Source organism: Arthrobacter phoenicis (assembly GCF_047238215.1).
In the GTDB taxonomy this organism is placed as follows: domain Bacteria; phylum Actinomycetota; class Actinomycetes; order Actinomycetales; family Micrococcaceae; genus Arthrobacter.
Genome location: NZ_JBDFMK010000001.1, coordinates 855068 through 873815 on the forward strand (window position 1 = coordinate 855068; position 18748 = coordinate 873815).

The following is an 18748-nucleotide window of genomic DNA, read 5'->3' on the forward strand; positions in this document are numbered from 1 at the left end:
CGCACTCGGTGTTTCCACCCTGTGTGTCAGGCTGTTGTGTGACAGGTTTCCTGTCGTTCACGGTCGGGCGTTCGGGGCGGGGAAAGGTCCGTAATGGATTTTGTGATCCCTTCGCGTGTGTCTAACCGGAGCCACTTCACTCTCGCGCAGAAACACGCGATTCTCGAGGAGTACGACAAGTGCCTTGAACGCGGTTCCAGGACCGCGTTCAGCAGGGCGGTCGGCATCACCGATGGAACTCTTCGGCTCTGGGTCCGGCAGCGTGAGGCCGGGGAGTTGAGGTCCAATGCCGCGCCAGGAAGTGAGGACCAGCGCTTGAATGCCGGAGATAAGCAACAGCTCAAACGGGTCTTGAGAGAGAACGAGATCCTTAAAGCCAAACTGGCCCGGTCCGAGGCCGCGGTGGACATTCTGGGAAAAGCTTCCGCGCTCTTGGACGCGATGGCCAGGAGCGCGGCGGCAACGGACCCGCACCTTCCGGACCCGGACCCGGGCCGGCCCGAATGGTTGATCCCAAAGTCTGGAAAGGAATCGCCCTGACCTTTGCCGGGCACCTGGTCTCGGCCGGCTGGTCAGCGGTGAGGACCTGCGCCCTGCTCGGTCTTCACCGCACCACCTGGTACCGGCATCTGAACCCCGCTCCTCCCGCCGGAGTCACCCTCCCGCATAAGGGCCGGGCCTACCCGAACCGGATCAGCACGGCTGAGGCTAAGGAATTCATGGAACGGCTCAACTCCGAGGACTACGGGAACCTCTCGGTCACCCAGGCCTACTACCGGATGCTCGATTCCGGGCGCTGTTCCTTCTCGATCGCCTCAGCCCACCGGATCGTGGCCGCGCACGGGCAAAACGGGGACCGCCGGGTTCAACGCGGCGGCACCGGCTCCCGGCAACGGGTCAAACCTGTCCTGAACGCGGACGCCCCGAACCAGCTCTGGAGCTGGGACATCACGATGCTCCACGGGCCCGGGAGACACACCTACCGGCTCTACACCATCATGGATGTCTACTCCCGCAAGGTCGTCGGGCACCGGGTTGAACACACCGAAACAGCCGCCCTCGCCGCCGCCCTGATCCGGGACGCCGTCACCGGAAACCACCACAGCCCCACGGTCCTGCACGCCGATAACGGGGCCCCGATGCGGGCCGGCACAACCCTGGACCTGGCCCGGGCACTGGGCATCGAGCTCTCCTACTCCCGGCCCCGGGTCTCCGATGACAACCCGTACTCGGAGTCCCTGTTCAAGACCGTCAAATATGACCTCGACTTCCCCCGCCGGTTCCAGGACCTGGACCACGCCCGGGACCACATGGCCGCGTTCTTCACCGACTACAACACCAACCACCGCCACAGCGGACTGAACTACTACACCCCCGACACCGTCCACCACGGCCGGATCGAGCAGGCACGCAGCCAACGCCAAGCCACCCTCGACGCCTCCTACAACCGCAACCCGCACCGATACCACCGCAAACCCACCGCACCCGGAGCCCCACCCCCAGCCGGCATCAACCACAAACAAACCACCCAGCTGTCACAAACAGCTTGATACATACCGTCCATGCGGCGAGCGCGGGCCGAACCCGCGAGTCGGGCCGAGTCCCAGCAAACGGCGAGCACCAACCGGCCGGCGACGCCCCGCAACCAAGCCCGCTCCGATTTGCTGGCAGACTTGCCGGTATGACTGTTCTGCTTGCCGGATGCGGCGACCTGGGGACCGAGGCCGGGCTTCGGTTCGCCGCCGCCGGACACCGCGTGGTGGGCTGGCGCCGCTCGCCGGAGAAGCTGCCTGCCGGAATCGAGGGTTTCGCGGCGGACCTGACCCGCGGTGAGCTGCCGCCGGTCCCGGCGGACACCACCGCCGTCGTCGTGGCCGTCGCCGCCGACTCCCCCACCGAGGAGGCCTACCGCGCCGCGTACGTGGACGGCCTGGCCCGCGTACTCGACGCCGTCACGGCCTCCGGGGCCCCCGTGCGGCGGGTGCTGTTCGTCTCCTCCACGGCGGTCTACGGCGACGCTGACGGCGGCTGGGTGGACGAGACCACCGCACCGAATCCCGGCGGTTTTTCCGGCCGCATCATCCTCGAGGCCGAGCAGCTGCTGGCCGACCGGCTCCAAGGAACCGGCATCGCCCCGGTGGTGCTGCGGCTCGGCGGGATCTACGGCCCCGGCCGGACCCGCCTGATCGACATGGTCCGCGGCGGCAAGGCCACGCTGCCGGCCGGTTCCAAGCTCACCAACCGCATCCACCGCGACGACGCCGCCGCCGCGATCGTGCACCTCTGCACCATGGACGCCGATCCGGCGCCGCTCTACCTGGGCGTCGACAACGAACCGGCCGAGATGGCGGACGTCCTCACCTTCCTCGCTGCCGAGCTGGGCCTGCCCGCCCCGCAGGCCGAGAACCCCGACGACGGCGGCCGCACCGGCGGTGACCGCCCAACCGCCGGCCGCAGTTCAGGAGAGCCGTCCCGCGGCGGCAACAAGAAGGTCAGCAACGCCCTGCTGCGCGGCACCGGCCTGGAGTTCACCTACCCCAGCTACCGCGAGGGCTACCGCGCCGTACTGGCCGGCGTCGGCGTCCGCCACCCCTGACACAGGCAGCAGCAAAACCACGCCACCCACCTCGTCCCAAGGAGCAGCATGGACTTCAGGAGCATCATCGAGGCCGTCGGCGGCTTCATGGACTTCGCCGGGGTGGCGGTGATGGTGGTGGGCGCCCTCGTGTCGCTGCCCATGGCGCTGCGGGGCGTCCAGCCGCGCGGCCTGCCGGTCGATTCGGAGCCGCTCTCGAAGTACCGGTCCTACCGGCAGCTGCTGGGCCGGTCCATCCTGCTGGGCCTGGAACTGCTGGTCGCGGCGGACATCATCCGCACCGTGGCCATCACCCCCACCTTTGAGAGCGTCGCCGTGCTGGCCATCATCGTGCTGATCCGGACCTTCCTCAGCTTCTCCCTGGAATTGGAGATCACCGGCCGCTGGCCCTGGCAGAAGCCCTCCTCCGGCAGCCGGGCCGAGGCCGGCGCGGCCTGACCGTTCATCCCTGAGCAAAACCCCTGTTCCGGGACCGCCGCACCCGGTTAGGCTCGCGAAATGACGGAAACCACAGCCTCCAAAGCCACCGAACTCCTGCGCCTGCACCAGGCGCCCGAGATCCTCCAGGTCGTCAACGTCTGGGACGCCATCAGCGCCAAGGTCATCGGCGACGTGCCCGGCACGCAGGCGCTCGCCACGGCCAGCCACTCCATCGCCGCGTCGCTGGGCTACGAGGACGGCGAGAACATCCCGCTCGATGAGATGATCGCCGCCATCGGCCGGATTACGGCCGCCACGGAGCTGCCGGTCAGCGCCGACCTCGAATCCGGCTACGGAACCCCCGGCGAGGCCGTGCGGAAGGCGATCGGCGTCGGCGTCGTCGGTGCGAACATCGAGGACCAGATGCGGCCCCTGGCCGACGCCGTCGCCCAGATGCGCTCGGTCACCGAAGCCGCAGCGGACGAAGGCATCGACTTCGTCCTCAACGCCCGCACCGACGCGTTCCTCAAGGGCAAGGACCGGGACCAGCGTGAGGTCCTGGCCGACGCGATCGAACGCGGCCGCGCGTTCCTGGACGTCGGTGCCACCACCGTGTTCGTGCCCGGGCTGCTGGACGAGGAAACCGTCGCCGCGCTGGTGGACGGGATCGGCTGGAACAAGGTCTCGGTCATCAACGTCCCCGGCTCCCTCGCCCCGGCCCGGCTGCAGGAACTCGGCGTCGCCCGGATCTCCTACGGCCCGTGGACCCAGCGGGTGGCGCTGACCGCCCTGGCCGACACCGCCGCCCAGCTCCTCGCCGGCGGCGCCCTCCCCGACGGCACCCGGCCGCTGAACTGATGGATCCCTGGCCCGCCGCGCCGGAGCTGCCCCGCCCGGTCATCATGGACCAGCGCTGGGCGGACGCGGTGTTCCTGCACTGGCGCATCCCCCGTGCCACCGCCGCGCGCTTCATGCCCGCGGGGGTGGAGCCGGACGAGTTCGACGGGTCCGCCTGGGTGGGACTGATCGGCTTCCGGATGCAGGGCGCGGGCCTCGGCACGGGGCCCGCCATCCCGTACTTCGGCAGCTTCACCGAGATCAACGTCCGGCTCTACTCGCGAGAACCGGACGGCACCCGGGGCGTGGTGTTCCTGTCCCTGGACGCTTCTCGGCTGGCGGTGGTCCTCGCGGCGCGGGCCGCGGGCATCCCGTACGTCTGGTCCCGGGACGGCTATCGGCCACCCACGGCGGACGATCCCGCCACCGGGTACACGGTGCGGCGGTTCCGGGGCGGTGCGGCCAGCGACTTCGCCGTGGTTCCGGACTACGACGGCGACGCCGGGGACCCGCTCTCCGTCCACCTGACGGCGCGGTTCGGGCTGCATTCCCGGTTCGGCGGCCAGACGCTGTACATCCCCAACACGCACACCCCCTGGCCGCTGTATCCGGCGCGGACCGCGCGGCTGGAGGACGGGCTGGTGGCTGCGGCTGGCATCGCGGTGGCCGGGCCGCCGGAGTCGGTGCTGTACTCCCCCGGGGTCCAGACCCAGTTCGGCCGGCCGCGGGTGCTGACGGGCACGGCGGTCCGGAGCTGACGGGTCGGGGCGCTGACGGGCACGGCGGTCCGGGGCCGCGGCGGACCTGATCTCGCTTGGAGGTCTTTCGTCCCTGTCCGCGAAGCGCCCATCGGGCGTCTAGTGGAGGGGGTCCCGGCCACCAAACCCCGGGCGCCAAGGCAGGCACCTCATGAACCACAGCCCCCAGGCCTCAGAAAAAACCGCGGCTCTTCGACAGGCACCCCCGCAGCGCCGCCAGGGTCCGCGCAAGCGCAGGCACCTGCTCGCGGCGCTGACCGGCTGCGTAGCCCTCGGCGGGGCCCTGCTTTCGGCAGCGGTACCCGCCCACGCCGACGACGATGGCAACCCGGTCAGTATCGAGGCGGCGACTCTTCGCAGCCACGGCGCGGAGGTGCAGGTCCGCTTCAGCTACCGTTGCGACGAAGGCCGGAGCGCCGGCGTCGGCATCGTCCTCAGCCAGGCGGCAGCGCCAGGGCCCGACGTCGTCGGCGGCGCAGGCACGGGCCAGCACCCCTGCACGGGCGAGACCGAGACCGTCACACTGACACTGCCGGCGGGCGGCGGACGCTTCACGTCCGGGGAGGCCGCCGCCGCGATGTCGCTCTTCACCAGCGCGCCGGGCACGCCGGACACGATCGAGCAGTTCAGCTCCACCCTCTGCCTGGAGCACGGCCACGGTCGGTAGCCGGCCGGAGCGGGCCCACCAACCGGCCCGCCGTGCGATGCCTACCGGACCACCGCAGCGTGGTTACCGCCCCGCGGCGTACCCTTGCGCGCCCCGCGGGTTCGCTGCTGCCTGCAGTACCCCGGTTTCCGGGTCCCGCGCGACGGCGGACAGCCGGCCCAGGCTCCAGCCCGGCGCCGCCGTCACCACGTGGCCGCGGCGCTTCAGCCCGGCGATGACCTCGTCCCCCAGCCGTTCCTCGACCACCGCGCCGCCGGGTTCCCACGTGCGCGGCCAGAACGAACCGGGCATCGACGTCGTGTGCAAGGTGGGCGCGTCAACGGCCTGCTGCGGGGTGTAGCCGCCCACGATCGTGCGCAGCAGGTAGGGCAGCTGCCACTGGTCCTGCTGGTCGCCGCCGGGAGAGCCGAGGGCGGTGACGGCCTGCCCGTCGCGGAGCACCAGAGTGGGCGTCAGGGTGGTGCGGGGCCGTTTCCCAGGGGTGAGTGTCGAGGGTGTGTCCTCCTCGAGCCAGGTCATCTGCAGCCGGGTGCCCAGGCAGAACCCCAGCTCCGGGATGGCCGGGGAGGACTGCAGCCAGCCGCCCGAGGGGGTGGCAGAGACCATGTTGCCCCAGCGGTCGACGACGTCGAGGTGGCAGGTGTCGCCGCGGGTTTCCCCGGTGCGGGCGACCGTCGGTTCCCCGGCGCCCAGCCCCGCGGGACCCGGCCCGGCGCCTTCGTGGACCAGGGCGGGCAGGGTGTATTCGGTCCGCAGCGGCGGCAGGTAGGGTTCCCGTCCGGGTACCGTCCCGGGGCGGAACTCCTGGGAAGCCTCCTCGGTGATCAGGGCACGCCGTTCGGCGCAGTATGCCGGTGAGAGCAGGTAGTCCAGCGGCACGTCGGTGTCGCCGTAGTAGGCCTCACGATCCGCCAGCGCCAGTTTCTGCGCCTCCAGGATGGTGTGGGCCCCGAGCTCGGTCGACGGGTCCAGGCACCGGTCCTCAAACCCGTCCAGGATCGCGAGCGTCTGCAGCAGCGCCGGGCCCTGGCCCCAGGGTCCGGTCTTGGCAATGGTGTGGCCGCGGAACTCGACCGTGGCGGCGGGCTCGTACCCGGCGCGGAATCCGGCCAGGTCCTCGGCCGCCAGGACGCCGGCGTGGTCCGTGCCGGAGGAGTGCCGGTGCGGAAGCTGGACGGAGGCGACTATGGCGCTGGCCACGAACCCCTCGCTCCATTCGCGCCGGGCCGCGTCGATCCGGTCCTCGCGGGAGCCGCCGTCGGCCTGCCCGGCCGCGACCAGGCGTTCCAGGGTGCGGGCGTAGGCCGGGTTGCGGAACAGTTTCCCCTCCGCGGGGATGGTGCCGCCGGGCATCCAGAGCTCGGCGGAGCTGGGCCAGTGCTCGCGGAACAACTCGGCCACGGTCGCGATCGTGGCGCCCACCCGGCCCAGCAGCGGATGGCCGTCGCGGGCGTAGCCGATCGCGAACTTCAGCACCGCGTCCAGTTCCCAGGTGCCGTGGTCGCGCAGCAGGAGGAGCCAGGCGTCGACGGCGGCGGGCACGGCCGCGGCGAGGGCCCCGGACCCGGGAACCAGGTCCAAGCCCTCGCTGCGGTAATGCTCCGCGGTGGCCGCGGCCGGCGCCGGGCCCTGGCCCATCAGCACCACCGGGGTGTCCGGGTCAGCCGCGGTGACGAAGATGCCGGTCATGTCCCCGCCGGGCCCGTTGAGGTGGGGCTCGACCACGTGCAGGACGAAGGCGGCCGCGACCGCGCCGTCGAACGCGTTGCCGCCGCGTTCCAGCACCGCCTGCGCGGCCGCCGTCGCCAGCCAGTGCGTCGAGGCACTCATGCCGAAGGTGCCCTGCAGGGTGGGCCGGGTGGTGAACTGGTCCGGGGCGGTAAACGTCATGCTTAGCCGAACAGCGCCGTCACTTTGGTCAGCGTCTCGTAGACGCCGTAGGCCAGCGGCAGGCCCACCAGGGCCCACGCGATGGTCAGCCGGGCGGGGGACGCGGTGACGGGGGTGTCGGCTCCGTGCGGGTGCTGGGTGCTCATCTCAGGCCTCCATGGCGGGTTCGGTGGAGCGGTTGCTCTCGGGACGGGGTTCGTGGAAGCGGGCGGCGACAGGCTTGACCATAAGGTTGGCGACGAAGCCCACGACCAGCAGGGCCACCATGGTCAGCAGAGCCGGCTGGTAGGACGCGGCGTTGAGCTTGCCCGGGGTTCCCTGGGCGTCGAGGAACGCGTTGACGATCAGCGGCCCGGCGACGCCGGCGGCGGACCAGGCGGTCAGGAGCCGGCCGTGGATGGCGCCCACCTGGAAGGTGCCGAAGAGGTCCCGCAGGTAGGCCGGGGCGGTTGCGAAGCCGCCGCCGTAGAAGGAGATGATCAGGAACGCCAGCGCCACGTAGAGGATGGTGGTGGACGATCCGGCGAGGGCCAGCAGCACGTACAGCACGGCGCCGACGCCCAGGTACACCATGTAGATGCGCTTGCGCCCGGTGACGTCGGAGGTGGCGGACCAGGCGAAGCGGCCGGCCATGTTGCCGATGGACAGCAGGCCCACGAAACCGGCGGCGACGGCGGCGCTGACCAGTGAGGTGCCGCCGGGCTGGCGGAAGAAGTCCTGGATCATGGGAGCGGCCTGCTCCAGGATGCCGATGCCGGCGGTGACGTTGCAGAACAGCGCCACCCAGACCAGCCAGAATTGCGGGGTCTTCACCGCGTTTTTGGCCGAGACGTTGTCCGTGGTGACCAGCTTGGCGGCCTTGACCTTGGACGGGTCGAAGCCGGCGGGCTTCCAGCCGTCGGCGGGGACCTTGATGGTGAACGCGCCGAAGAGCATGTAGGCGAGGTAGACGACGGCGAGAGTCAGGAAGAGTTTGCCGACGGAGTCGCCGCTGGCTACCCAGCCCTGGGCGCCGGAGTTGGGGTCGTACGCCTTCAGCAGGGCGGTGGAGACGGGGCTGGCGATCAGCGCGCCGCCGCCGAAGCCCATGATGGCCATGCCGGTGGCCAGGCCCGGCCGGTCCGGGAACCACTTGATCAGGGTGGACACTGGCGAGATGTAGCCGATGCCCAGGCCGATGCCGCCCACCACGCCGTAGCCCAGGTAGACCAGCCACAGCTGGCGGGTGAAGATGCCGAGGGAGCCGATCAGGAAGCCGCTGGCCCAGAACATGGCCGAGGTGAACATGGCCTTGCGCGGGCCGTTCTTGTCCACCCAGGTGCCCATGATGGCGGCGGAGAGGCCCAGCATCACGATCGCGATGGAGAAGATGATGCCGATCTCGGTCAGGCTGGCGCCAAAGTGTTTGACCAGTGCGGTCTTGTACACGCTGGTGGCGTAGGCCTGGCCGATGCACAGGTGCACGGCGAGCGCGGCGGGCGGAACCAGCCAGCGGTTGAACCCCGGAGGGGCGATTGTGCGGTCACGGTCCAGCCAGCCCATTGGTGCTCCCCTTGCTCAGTCGGGGACGATGCCGTCCCCGCGGTTTGATCTGCGCCTCCCCGGGGCACAGAGGCGAAAGGCCTCACTTGGGCCGTTGCCTTCGGCAATCATGGTGCAGATCACACGGCGGCGTCGAGGTTCCGGACAAATGATGTGCGGATTCACGACGAGCGGTAGCAATTACGCGACGAACGGTAAGGACGCGACTACTTCCCGAGGCCCGCCCGGCGCAGGGCTTCGGCCATCGCGGTGTTCCCCGGCGCCGGGGCGGCAGGCGCCTTGGCTGCCGACGCCGGCCGTGGCCCGCGCGGGCTCCGGCGGTCGCCGTCGGACGCACCCCGCCGGTCGCCGCCGCCCTGGCCGCCGGACGGGCGCTGGGCGCCGTCGGACTGACCCCGCCGAGCACCACCGCCGGACGGGCGCTGCGCCCCGCCGCCCGACCTGCCCTGCCCGGGTTCGTCGTCGAGCCGCAAGGTCAGGGAGATGCGCTTGCGGTCGGGGTCGGCCTCGAGCACCTTGACCCGGACCACCTGGCCGGACTTGACCACCTCGTGCGGGTCGGCGACGAACCGGTTGGCCAGCGCCGAGACGTGAACCAGCCCGTCCTGGTGCACTCCGACATCGACGAACGCACCGAACGCCGCCACGTTGGTGACCGTCCCCTCCAGCACCATGCCCGGAACCAGGTCAGAGATCTTCTCGACCCCCTCACGGAAGCTCGCCGCGGCGAACTCGGGCCGCGGGTCACGGCCCGGCTTCTCCAGTTCGGCGATGATGTCCCGCACCGTGGGCAGGCCGAAGCTGCCGTCCACGAAGTCCTGCGGGTTCAGCGCCGCGACGCTGCCCGCACCGGCGGCGGCCTTGATCCGGCGCGCCAGCGGGTAGGACTCCGGGTGCACGCTGGAGGCGTCCAGCGGCTCCGCTCCCCCGCTGATCCGGAGGAAGCCCGCGCACTGTTCGAAGGCCTTGGCACCCAGCCGCGGTACCTTCTTCAACTCGCTGCGCTTGGCGAAGGGGCCGTGCTCGTTCCGGTACGCCACGATGTTCTCGCTCAGCAGCGGCCCGACGCCGGCCACCCGGCTGAGCAGCGCCGGGGAGGCGGTGTTGACGTCCACGCCGACAGCGTTCACACAGTCTTCGACGACGGCGTCCAGGCTACGGTCCAGCTTCGAGGCCGTCACGTCGTGCTGGTACTGGCCGACGCCGATCGACTTGGGTTCGATCTTGACCAGCTCGGCGAGGGGGTCCTGCAGCCGCCGGGCGATCGAGACGGCACCGCGCAGGGAGACATCCATGCCGGGCAGCTCCGCGGCGGCGAGCGCCGAGGCGGAGTAGACCGACGCTCCGGCCTCGGAGACGACGAGCTTCCGCGGGGCGGCATCCCCGGCCCCGAGCTGCTTGATCAGTTCGGCCGCGAGCTTGTCCGTCTCGCGGGAGGCGGTGCCGTTGCCGATCGCGACCAGTTTTACCTCGTGTTTGCGGGCCAGGGCGGTGAGGGTGCGGAGCGCCTCGTCCCATTTCCGGGCCGGTGCGTGCGGGTAGACCGTGTCCGTGGCGACGACCTTGCCGGTGCCGTCCACCACGGCAACCTTCACGCCGGTCCGCAGTCCCGGGTCCAGGCCAAGGGTGGCCTTGTTTCCGGCCGGGGCTGCGAGCAGCACGTCGCGGAGGTTGGCGGCGAAGACCCGCACGGCCTCGTCCTCCGCGGCGGCGAACATCCGGCTGCGCAGGTCACCGCTCAGCCGGGTCAGGACGCGGGAGCGCCAGGCCTGCTGCGCGGTCTGCAGGAGCCACGCGTCGGCGGGCCGGCCGCGGTCGGCGACGCCGAGGAACCTGGCCACGGCGGCCTCGTACCGGGCGCGGGCGGCGGCCAGGGCGGCGTCGTCGTCCGGGGCCGCCTCGCTCAGGTCCAGCTCGAGCACCCCGTCCTTCTCGCCCCGCAGCAGCGCGAGGACCCGGTGCGAGGGCATCCCGGCCGGCGCCTGGGCGAACTCGAAGTAGTCCTTGAATTTCTGCCCCTCCGCCTCCTTGCCCTTCTTCACCCGGGAGACCATCCGGCCCTGCGTCCAGAGCCGCTCGCGCAGCGTCTCGGCCAAGTCGGCGTCCTGGGCGACCCGTTCGACCAGGATGGACCGGGCGCCGGCGAGCGCGGCGGCGGCGTCCCCCACGGCGTGCTCGGGGTTGAGGTAGCGGGCCGCTTCCCGCTCCGGGTCGCGGTCCGGGTGCTTGAGCAACGTGTCCGCGAGCGGCTCCAGCCCTGCCTCGCGGGCCGCCTGGGCCTTGGTGCGGCGCTTGGATTTGAAGGGCAGGTAGATGTCTTCGAGCCGGGACTTGGTCTCGGCGCCGACGACGGCGGCCTCCAGTTCCGGGGTGAGCGCGCCCTGCGCGGCGATCGCCTCGAGGATGGTCCGGCGGCGGTCCTCGAGTTCGCGCAGGTAGCGCAGGCGCTCCTCCAGGGTGCGCAGTTGCGTGTCATCGAGGGTCCCCGTGGCTTCCTTGCGGTAGCGGGCGATGAAGGGCACCGTGGAGCCGCCGTCGAGCAGGGCCATCGCGGCCGCGACCTGCCAGGCTTTGACGCCCAGCTCCTCGGCAATCAGGGTCTCGATGGCGGTGGCTGGGCGGTGCTGGGAGCTGGAGTTCACCCAGCCATTTTGCCCTATCCGGGCTCGCGCACGTCCTGGACCACCTCGTTGTGGCGCAGAAACCAGGGCTTGAACGGCGGGTCGAACCGGGCGAACCGCGGCGGCCCCACCGGGGTCAGGCCGGCCAGGGCCAGCGCCGCGTGCAGGCCCTCGAGGCGGCGCCGGAACGCGTCCTCCGTGCCCGCGCCGGAGAACCGCACGGCGGCGGCAAGGGACCCGGGTACGGAGCGGATGTGCACTTCGGGGCTGGTGGGCACCGGCGCCGTCTCCGCCGTCATGCCGGCCGGGAGCACGAACGCCACGGCGAAGTCCGCCGGGCCGTCGCTTCCCGGCAGCGGGCCCTGCTGCAGCACCGGCGCGGTCATGGCGATCTTCTGGCCGGGTCCGGAGGCCTGCAGCACCGGGGCGGTCATGGCCACCTTCTGCCCGGCGGTGTTGGCGCCGCTGATGTAGTTGAAGAGGTAGCGGAACGCCGCGTTGCCGGCCCGGTCGAACCGGGCGTTGACCTGCACCTCGGCCACAACGTGGGCGGGGTAGCGGCGGAGTTCGAAGTGCGGATAGCGACGCACCAGGTCAAAGGGCTGCTGTTCGGTCATGGTCGTACCGACCCTACGCCGGTCCTCGCGGCGCGGCCAGACCCGGCGGCGGCGCCGCCCTCCCGAGCGGGGCCAGACGTCTTTCTTGTCAGTGGGCTTTGGTAGCTTGGCAAAAGAGGCAGGCGGACAGAAACGAGGCGGGGACACAGTGTTTTTCCTTGAACCGGGAGTACCCGGCGCGGCCCCGGACCTGGTCTACTCCGCGAGCGACCTGGTGGTGGCCGCCGAGTGCGAGTATCAGCTGCTGCGCAAGCTGGACGAGAAGCTCGGCCGGGCGGCGAAGGCCGACTTCGGCCCCGATGAAATGCTCCAGCACGCGGCGGTGCTGGGCGACGTGCACGAACACCGGGTCCTGGACACCTTCGTCGCCGAGTTCGGCCCGTGGGATGCGGACCGAGGGGCCGGGGTGTACGACGTCGTCCCCGCCGAGGGCATGGACCGCGCCGCCCTGGTGTCCAAGCACGAGGAGTCCATCGCGGCGCTGCGGGCCGGGGCCGACGTCGTCTTCCAGGCCGCCTTTTTCGACGGGCAGTTTCACGGCCGCTCCGACTTCCTGGTCCGTCAGGACGACGGCGCCTACGCGGTGTTCGATACCAAGCTGGCCCGCCACGCCAAGGTGACCGCCCTGCTGCAGCTGGCCGCCTACGGTGACCAGCTGCTCAAGGCAGGCATCGAGGTGGCCCCAGCCGTCACCCTGGTCCTCGGCGCGACCGTGCCGTTGCCCGGCGGCGGCTTCGATTACGTCCGGAGCCACCACCAACTGGCGGACATCCTCCCCGTCTTCCGGGAGCGGCGCGAACGCTTCCTTTCCCTGACCGGGGCGCACACCGCCCAGCCAGGACCCGTTGTGTGGGGCGCGGACGGCATCAGCGCCTGCGGCCGCTGCGACTACTGCCGGGAGCAGGTGGCGGCCACGGACGACCTGCTGCTGGTGGCGCGGATGAACGCGGTGCAACGGAAAAACCTGCACGCGCTGGGTATCTACACGGTGGCGGAGCTGGCGGAGGCCAACCTAACGGGCGCCTCCCCCACGCTTCAGCGGCTGCAGGACCAGGCCCGGATCCAGAGCGGGCGCGGCCCGGCGGACGGGGAGGTCCGGTACCGCAAGGACGGCGAGGAGCACACGCTGCGCTACGCCGTGCTGGGTCAGAACACACTGGCGGAACTTCCGCCGCCCAGCCCCGGGGACATCTTCTTCGACTTCGAGGGCGACCCGCTCTGGCAGGATCCGGCCACCGGGGTGTGGGGTTTGGAATACCTTTTCGGCGTCATCGAGGCGCCCACCTCGCCCGGCGCTCCGGGGGTCTTCCGGCCGTTCTGGGCCCACAGCCGTGAGACGGAGAAGCAGGCGTTCCTGGACTTCCTGGACTACGTCGAGAAGCGCCGCAGCGAGTTTCCCGACATGCACGTCTACCACTACGCGCCCTACGAGAAGACCGCACTGCGGAAGCTTTCGGTGCAGCACGTCGCCGGCGAAGACACGGTGGACCAGTGGCTGCGCGACGGGCTGCTGGTGGACCTGTACCAGACGGTCCGCAACAGCATCCGGATCTCGGAGAACTCCTACAGCATTAAGCGGCTCGAGCCGCTCTACATGGGCAGCAACCTCCGCACCGGGGACGTGAAGGACGCGGGCGCCTCCGTGGTGGCTTACGCCCACTACTGCGAGGCGCGCGATGCCGGACGGGCTGAGGAGGCGGCGGCCATCCTGGCCGGAATCTCGGACTACAACGAGTACGACTGTCTCTCGACCCTGGAACTGCGGGACTGGTTGCTGCGGCGGGCGGAAGAACGCGGCATCTCCCCCGCGGCGGGCAGTACGAGCGGTCCCACGACGGCTGACGACGGCTCGGCTGTGGGGCCGGGCGACGCCTCAGGCGCGACAGCTGCCGAAGGCTCCGGGGATGAGAAGGGTGCCGCGGAAACGGTAGGGCCGGCCGAAGCCGCGCTCCTCCGTTTCGCCGCGCCCGAGCCCGGCCTGGCCGAGGACGACCGCAAGGCCGTCGCCATGCTGGCCGCCGCCGTCAGCTACCACCGGAGGGAACGGAAATCGTTCTGGTGGGCTCATTTCGACCGGTGCGAACAGGGACCGGACACCCATGGCGAGGACCGGAACGTCTTCCTGGTCGAGTCCGCGGAGATCCTCGATGACTGGCGGCAGGAAGGCCGGAAATTGCCGGAGCGCCGGGTGAAGCTGACCGGCACCATCAGCCCGGGATCGGACCTGCGCGAAGGCAGCAAGTGGTTCCGGATGTACGGCCACCCGCTGCCCGCCGGACTTGAAAGCACCGGCAAGAGCGGGACCGGCCGCAACGGCTGGTTTGGCACCGAAGTCCTGGAACTCGGCGGCGAGGACGGCAAGGACACGGTCATCATCAGGGACCGGCTTCACCGGAACATTGAGCCTTACGCTGACCTGCCGATTGCGCTCACCGAAGACCAGCCGATCGCCACCAAGAGCCTGGAGCAGGCGCTGGAAACGTTGGCCGCCGACGTCGCCGCCGGCCTGGAGTCGGGGACTCTCACGCGGCACCCGGCCCTCGACCTCGTTCGCAGGCTGCCGCCCCGGCTGACGGAAGGTACTCCCCTGCCGCAGCCCTGGGAGGGACCGGACCGGTTCATCGACGCCATCACCGGCGCCGTGCTGGGCCTGAACCGCTCCTACCTTGCCGTGCAGGGCCCGCCCGGGACGGGAAAGACCTACGTCGGTGCCCGCGTCATCGCCCGGCTGGTCGAGCGCGGCTGGAAAATCGGCGTCGTCGGACAATCCCACTCCGTCGTGGAACACCTCCTCAGCACCGCCATCTCGGCCGGCGTCAGCCCGGCCCTCGTGGCCAAGGACGTCAAACACTCCGAGCCCCTCCCCTGGGAGGCCCGAAGCGCCAAGGACGTGTCCGCGCTTCTCGCCTCGCGCGGTGGTGCGCTGATCGGCGGCACCGCCTGGACCCTCACCGGCGCCACCGTCCCGGCCGGAGCCCTGGACCTGCTGGTGATCGACGAGGCCGGGCAGTTCTCGCTGGCCAACACCTTGGCGGTGGCGCAGGCCAGCAGCAGACTCTTGCTGCTGGGCGACCCACAGCAATTGCCGCAGGTCAGCCAGGGCCAGCACCCGGAGCCGGTGGATGAATCGGCGCTCGGCTGGATCTCCGCGGGGCACGCCACACTCCCGCCGGAGCTCGGCTACTTCCTGGCCGACTCGTGGCGGATGAACTCGGCGCTCTGCCGGGCCGTCTCAGAGCTCGCCTACGACGGCCGGCTGCGGTCGGCGCCGGCAGCCGACCAGCGCCACCTCGACGGGGTCCCGGCCGGAATCGAGACGGTCATGGTCCCCCACGCCGGCAACACCACCTCGTCCCCGGAGGAAGCGGCGGAAGTCGTCCGCCAGGTCCGGCGGCACCTCGGCCTGATGTGGCACACCCCGGCGGAGAGCCGGCCGTTGGGGACCGCGGACATCCTGGTGGTGGCCGCCTACAACGCCCAGGTCAACCTCATCCGGGAGGCACTGAACCGGGCCGGTCTGGGCGGTGTCCGGGTGGGCACGGTGGACAAGTTCCAAGGCCAAGAGGCGGCGGTGGTGCTGGTGTCGATGGCCTGCTCGGCCGTGGCCGATGCACCGCGCGGCATGGACTTCCTGCTCTCCCGCAACCGGATCAACGTGGCCGTGTCCCGGGGGCAGTGGCGCGCGGTCATCGTCCGGTCGCCGGAGCTGACCCACTACCTGCCGCCGCTGCCGGCGTCACTGGAGCAACTGGGCAGCTTCATTGCCCTGTGCCAGCGATCGGTCGGAACCGGCACCGGGGCTTAAACGCCAGGCGGCGGAGAGGAAGGGCATTCCTCTCCGCCGCCTGCTGGCGCCCCGGTGCAGCCGGGGCTGCCGGGGCTGCCGGGATTTAGTTCTGGTAGAACGGGTAATCCGTGTAACCCTCGGCGCCGTCGGCGTAGAACGTGGACTGGTCCGGCTCGTTGACCGGCAGTCCTTCACGCCAGCGGCGGGCCAAGTCCGGGTTCGCGATGGCCGGGCGGCCCACGACCACGGCGTCGGCGTGGCCGTCGGCGACCAGCGAGACGGCCTCGTCACGGGTGGTGATGACGCCGAAGCCGGTGTTCAGCAGGAACGGGCCGTCGAAGCGAGAGCGCAGGTCCTTGACCAGCTCGCTGTCGGCGTCCTTGTGCAGGACGCTCAGGTAGGCCAGCTTGAGCGGCGAGAGGGCGTCCACCAGGATGCCGTAGGTCTCGCGAACGTCGGCTGCGTCGGTTTCGGTGGCACCCTGCACGTTGTGTTCCGGGGAGATGCGGATGCCCACGCGGTCCGCGCCCACGGCGTCGACGACGGCCTGAGCCACCTCGATGACGAAGCGCGCGCGGTTCTCGGGGGAACCGCCGTAGTTGTCATCGCGCTGGTTGGCGGCGGGGGTGAGGAATTCGTGCAGCAGGTAGCCGTTGGCGGAGTGCAGCTCGACGCCGTCGAACCCGGCCTCGATCGCGTTGCGGGAGGCGCGGACGAATTCGTCGCGGATGGACGGCAGTTCGTCGGTGGCGAGGGCCCGCGGCACCGGGAAGGACTGCTTGCCCTCGTAGGTGCGGGTGACGCCGTCGATCGCGATGGCGCTCGGGGCGACGACCTCGTGGCCGCCGGTGGTGGCCTCGTGGGTGACCCGGCCGGCGTGCATGACCTGGGCGAAGATGCGTCCGCCCTCGGCGTGGACGGCGGCGGTGACGTCGGCCCAGCCCTTGAGCTGTTCCTCGGTGACCAGGCCGGGCTGGCCCGGGAAGCCGCGGCCGGCTTCGCTGGGGTAGGTGCCTTCGCTGACGATCAGGCCGAGCGATGCGCGCTGCCGGTAGTGCTCAGCCACCAGCGGGCCCGGGACGCCTTCCCTGCCGGAGCGCAGGCGGGTCAGCGGCGCCATGACGAGTCGGTTCGGGAGCTCCATTTGGCCAACGGTCAAAGTGGAAAACAGCATGCGCGGTTCCTTTCGCTGTGGATGATGTCCACGTAGAACAGCAAGGAGGCGCGTGCAACTATTCCGGCTGAGACTCGAATCACTTTCGCTCGGGCTGGGGTCACAATGCGTTCAGGGCGACGGCGGGGCACCGGCGGGGCAGCCCTGGCCTTGCGGGTTGCGGAGGCAGTCGTCCGCGAAGTTCCGGGTGATGGACCGCCACACGCTGACAGTCTGCGAGGGGCCGCTGAACTGCCCCTGTCCGGGGATGGGCAGCGGCGGCCCACCGTTGACCGAGTATGTGCCTTGGAAATGAGTGGTGAGGACGACGCCGAAGTCGCCGGTCTCGGCGTAGGCGTGGCTGGTGGCGGTCTTCTCTCCCCAGCGTTCTTGCGGCAGCGGGCCGCCAGCCGCCGGGGTGGGTCCCAGCGAGGTGCCGTCGCCGTACGTCCAGGTGTACTGGACAGGGGTGGCGGTGACATGGACGGCCTGGTTCAGGATGGTGATGTCGAATTGCTGAGCCGCCGACGTGGCGAAGAAATTAGTTTCAGCTCCGCGGAGCGTATGGGGGCTGGGTTGTGCGGTGGCCCGCCCGGGGTTGATCGGCAACTTTTGAAACTCGGTCTGAATCATCGCGGCGATGCGCGGCAGCAGATCCGCCGGTTTTGGATCGAAGAGGCAGGTTGGCCCCGAGTGGAAGCTCCACACCGGATTGGGCACGCCAGCCGGCGCTTTGAGCCAGACCACAGGAATTCCGGGTTTGCCGTCCGGGCCGGATTTACAGTCGACCAGATCGCCCAGGCAGACCGTGTCGAACTCTCCCCCGCCCAGATGACATTGGAGTTCGTATTTGTATTGGTAGGGGTCATTTGCGAGAACTCCAGATCCCAGTGGCGCGAATTGCCCGGTTTCAGGGTCCAGCCGCCAGCCACCAACATTGACTCCCTGATTTCCGAATCCTGCGTCCGTCCCTTCGTCGGCGACCGCCGCGCCGGAAGCCCGGAAGAGCAGAGATAAGCCCAGCGCCAGCACAATGAACAGCCGGGATAGGCGACGTTTTGGCTTCATCGGATGGGGTGCAATCCCGCCACCCGCCACGCTGCGTCCTTAAAGACGGCGAGCATCACATTGCCGGTGTCGGAGGGCGGGGTGGCAGCGCGGAATTCCGAGCCATCACTTTTGTAGTACGCGATAGCAGACTGCCGAACCTGCACGACAACCTGATAATTGGCGTTCGCATCCGGGCCAGCGTTTCCGGTGATCGAGGGAGTCGCGATTTTTCCTCCGACGAGCCACCTATCGGGTTGGTAATTAGTGCTTATGGACTTGGCAACATTCGAGCACAGCTGGCAATCGCTCGAGGTGATCGCATCCAACCGGCTCACATCTCCGGTTTCGTACCCATAGCTGAGCACCTCGAACCAGTACTTCGCAAAGGCCTCGAGCCCTTCCTTGGTCTCCGCTTTGGCGGCCTCGGGCAGGACAGGGACGGGGACGTTCTGGGCGCGGCCGGCGGCATCGGCCGGCTTGTAGGCGGGTGCGGCAGAAGCCGTGGCCGACGTGGTTGCCGGCGATGGCGAGGCTGAGGATTCCGCGGGGGCCGCCGTCGTCGGCGCCGGTGGGGGCGGCTGTCCGCCCGAGCAGGACGTGGTTCCGATCAGCGCGGCAAGAAAGAGGGCAGCTGCGGCTCCGAGCCGGCGGGACATTGGACTATGAGATGGCATGTTCAGCTGATCCCCCAATAGAAAATCATGACGCCTGAAATCCAAACAATGCCTAAGGGTAACTGAACCGCAGGCCCCCGGTAAGAGTTATCCACAGATCATTCGGACCGCCCAAATTTCGAGGCAAACAGTTCCT

The 18748-nt window shown here is 70.0% G+C and carries 16 protein-coding genes; 8 read left to right on the forward strand and 8 right to left on the reverse strand.

From position 1 onward, the window contains the following. The first annotated feature begins 117 nt into the window (after window positions 1-117). The 7 genes from ABC337_RS03765 to ABC337_RS03795 all read left to right on the forward strand — a co-directional run bounded on the left by ABC337_RS03765 (window position 118) and on the right by ABC337_RS03795 (window position 5278). Entirely contained in the window at window positions 118-540 is a 423-nt protein-coding gene (locus ABC337_RS03765) for a transposase (RefSeq protein ID WP_412882304.1), read from the forward strand. After that, window positions 504-1550 carry an IS3 family transposase gene (locus tag ABC337_RS03770; RefSeq protein ID WP_412882303.1) on the forward strand — a complete coding sequence of 349 codons (1047 nt, stop codon included), beginning with the start codon at window positions 504-506 and terminating at the stop codon, window positions 1548-1550. Before ABC337_RS03765 ends, ABC337_RS03770 begins: the two co-directional genes overlap by 37 nt. Window positions 1551-1681: 131 nt before the next feature. Next, the gene (locus tag ABC337_RS03775; protein WP_412882302.1) at window positions 1682-2596 is read left to right on the forward strand and encodes an SDR family oxidoreductase; all 915 of its coding nucleotides are present in this window, start codon (window positions 1682-1684) and stop codon (window positions 2594-2596) included. 48 nt (window positions 2597-2644) lie between these two features. Next, window positions 2645-3034 (forward strand): DUF1622 domain-containing protein, encoded by a 390-nt coding sequence (locus ABC337_RS03780; RefSeq protein ID WP_412882301.1) that lies wholly within the window; start codon window positions 2645-2647, stop codon window positions 3032-3034. 60 nt (window positions 3035-3094) lie between these two features. Then, window positions 3095-3874, forward strand: a complete 780-nt coding sequence (locus tag ABC337_RS03785) for an isocitrate lyase/PEP mutase family protein (RefSeq protein ID WP_412882300.1) — start codon at window positions 3095-3097, stop codon at window positions 3872-3874. Next, the gene (locus tag ABC337_RS03790) at window positions 3874-4611 is read left to right on the forward strand and encodes a YqjF family protein (RefSeq protein ID WP_412882299.1); all 738 of its coding nucleotides are present in this window, start codon (window positions 3874-3876) and stop codon (window positions 4609-4611) included. The genes ABC337_RS03785 and ABC337_RS03790 overlap by 1 nt, the downstream gene beginning before the upstream one ends. 151 nt (window positions 4612-4762) lie before the next feature. Next, window positions 4763-5278, forward strand: coding sequence for a hypothetical protein (locus ABC337_RS03795; protein ID WP_412882298.1), 516 nt, complete (start codon window positions 4763-4765; stop codon window positions 5276-5278). 63 nt (window positions 5279-5341) lie between these two features. Here the strand turns inward: ABC337_RS03795 and ABC337_RS03800 are convergent, their stop codons facing one another. The 5 genes from ABC337_RS03800 to ABC337_RS03820 all read right to left on the reverse strand — a co-directional run bounded on the left by ABC337_RS03800 (window position 5342) and on the right by ABC337_RS03820 (window position 11948). After that, window positions 5342-7168, reverse strand: a complete 1827-nt coding sequence (locus ABC337_RS03800) for a gamma-glutamyltransferase family protein (RefSeq protein ID WP_412882297.1) — start codon at window positions 7166-7168, stop codon at window positions 5342-5344. A 2-nt stretch (window positions 7169-7170) separates the two neighbouring features. Beyond that, the gene (locus tag ABC337_RS03805) at window positions 7171-7314 is read right to left on the reverse strand and encodes an MFS transporter small subunit (RefSeq protein WP_412882296.1); all 144 of its coding nucleotides are present in this window, start codon (window positions 7312-7314) and stop codon (window positions 7171-7173) included. 1 nt (window position 7315) lies between these two features. After that, entirely contained in the window at window positions 7316-8710 is a 1395-nt protein-coding gene (locus ABC337_RS03810; RefSeq protein ID WP_412882295.1) for an OFA family MFS transporter, read from the reverse strand. Between the two features lie 206 nt (window positions 8711-8916). Beyond that, window positions 8917-11352, reverse strand: coding sequence for a Tex family protein (locus ABC337_RS03815; RefSeq protein ID WP_412882294.1), 2436 nt, complete (start codon window positions 11350-11352; stop codon window positions 8917-8919). A gap of 14 nt (window positions 11353-11366) precedes the next feature. Next, window positions 11367-11948, reverse strand: a complete 582-nt coding sequence (locus tag ABC337_RS03820; RefSeq protein ID WP_412882293.1) for an SOUL family heme-binding protein — start codon at window positions 11946-11948, stop codon at window positions 11367-11369. A gap of 148 nt (window positions 11949-12096) precedes the next feature. Here ABC337_RS03820 and ABC337_RS03825 point away from each other — a divergent pair, with 148 nt between their 5' ends. Beyond that, window positions 12097-15753: a TM0106 family RecB-like putative nuclease gene (locus ABC337_RS03825; protein ID WP_412882292.1), complete on the forward strand. Its 3657-nt coding sequence runs from the start codon at window positions 12097-12099 to the stop codon at window positions 15751-15753. Window positions 15754-15838: 85 nt separating this feature from the next. Here the strand turns inward: ABC337_RS03825 and ABC337_RS03830 are convergent, their stop codons facing one another. The 3 genes from ABC337_RS03830 to ABC337_RS03840 all read right to left on the reverse strand — a co-directional run bounded on the left by ABC337_RS03830 (window position 15839) and on the right by ABC337_RS03840 (window position 18594). Next, the gene (locus ABC337_RS03830; protein WP_412882291.1) at window positions 15839-16909 is read right to left on the reverse strand and encodes an alkene reductase; all 1071 of its coding nucleotides are present in this window, start codon (window positions 16907-16909) and stop codon (window positions 15839-15841) included. A 111-nt stretch (window positions 16910-17020) separates the two neighbouring features. Continuing rightward, entirely contained in the window at window positions 17021-17986 is a 966-nt protein-coding gene (locus ABC337_RS03835; RefSeq protein ID WP_412882290.1) for a hypothetical protein, read from the reverse strand. Further along, window positions 17953-18594: a DUF6318 family protein gene (locus tag ABC337_RS03840; RefSeq protein WP_412882289.1), complete on the reverse strand. Its 642-nt coding sequence runs from the start codon at window positions 18592-18594 to the stop codon at window positions 17953-17955. Before ABC337_RS03840 ends, ABC337_RS03835 begins: the two co-directional genes overlap by 34 nt. Between the last annotated feature and the right edge of the window lie 154 nt (window positions 18595-18748).

Coding starts and splice junctions, on each gene's coding strand:
- ABC337_RS03775 (WP_412882302.1), top strand. CDS start 1,682: ATGACTGTTCTGCTTGCCGGATGCGGCGACCTGGGGACCGAGGCCGGG.
- ABC337_RS03790 (WP_412882299.1), top strand. CDS start 3,874: ATGGATCCCTGGCCCGCCGCGCCGGAGCTGCCCCGCCCGGTCATCATG.
- ABC337_RS03810 (WP_412882295.1), bottom strand. CDS start 8,710: ATGGGCTGGCTGGACCGTGACCGCACAATCGCCCCTCCGGGGTTCAAC.
- ABC337_RS03840 (WP_412882289.1), bottom strand. CDS start 18,594: ATGTCCCGCCGGCTCGGAGCCGCAGCTGCCCTCTTTCTTGCCGCGCTG.
- ABC337_RS03830 (WP_412882291.1), bottom strand. CDS start 16,909: ATGCTGTTTTCCACTTTGACCGTTGGCCAAATGGAGCTCCCGAACCGA.
- ABC337_RS03770 (WP_412882303.1), top strand. CDS start 504: ATGGTTGATCCCAAAGTCTGGAAAGGAATCGCCCTGACCTTTGCCGGG.
- ABC337_RS03785 (WP_412882300.1), top strand. CDS start 3,095: ATGACGGAAACCACAGCCTCCAAAGCCACCGAACTCCTGCGCCTGCAC.
- ABC337_RS03820 (WP_412882293.1), bottom strand. CDS start 11,948: ATGACCGAACAGCAGCCCTTTGACCTGGTGCGTCGCTATCCGCACTTC.
- ABC337_RS03805 (WP_412882296.1), bottom strand. CDS start 7,314: ATGAGCACCCAGCACCCGCACGGAGCCGACACCCCCGTCACCGCGTCC.
- ABC337_RS03780 (WP_412882301.1), top strand. CDS start 2,645: ATGGACTTCAGGAGCATCATCGAGGCCGTCGGCGGCTTCATGGACTTC.
- ABC337_RS03795 (WP_412882298.1), top strand. CDS start 4,763: ATGAACCACAGCCCCCAGGCCTCAGAAAAAACCGCGGCTCTTCGACAG.
- ABC337_RS03800 (WP_412882297.1), bottom strand. CDS start 7,168: ATGACGTTTACCGCCCCGGACCAGTTCACCACCCGGCCCACCCTGCAG.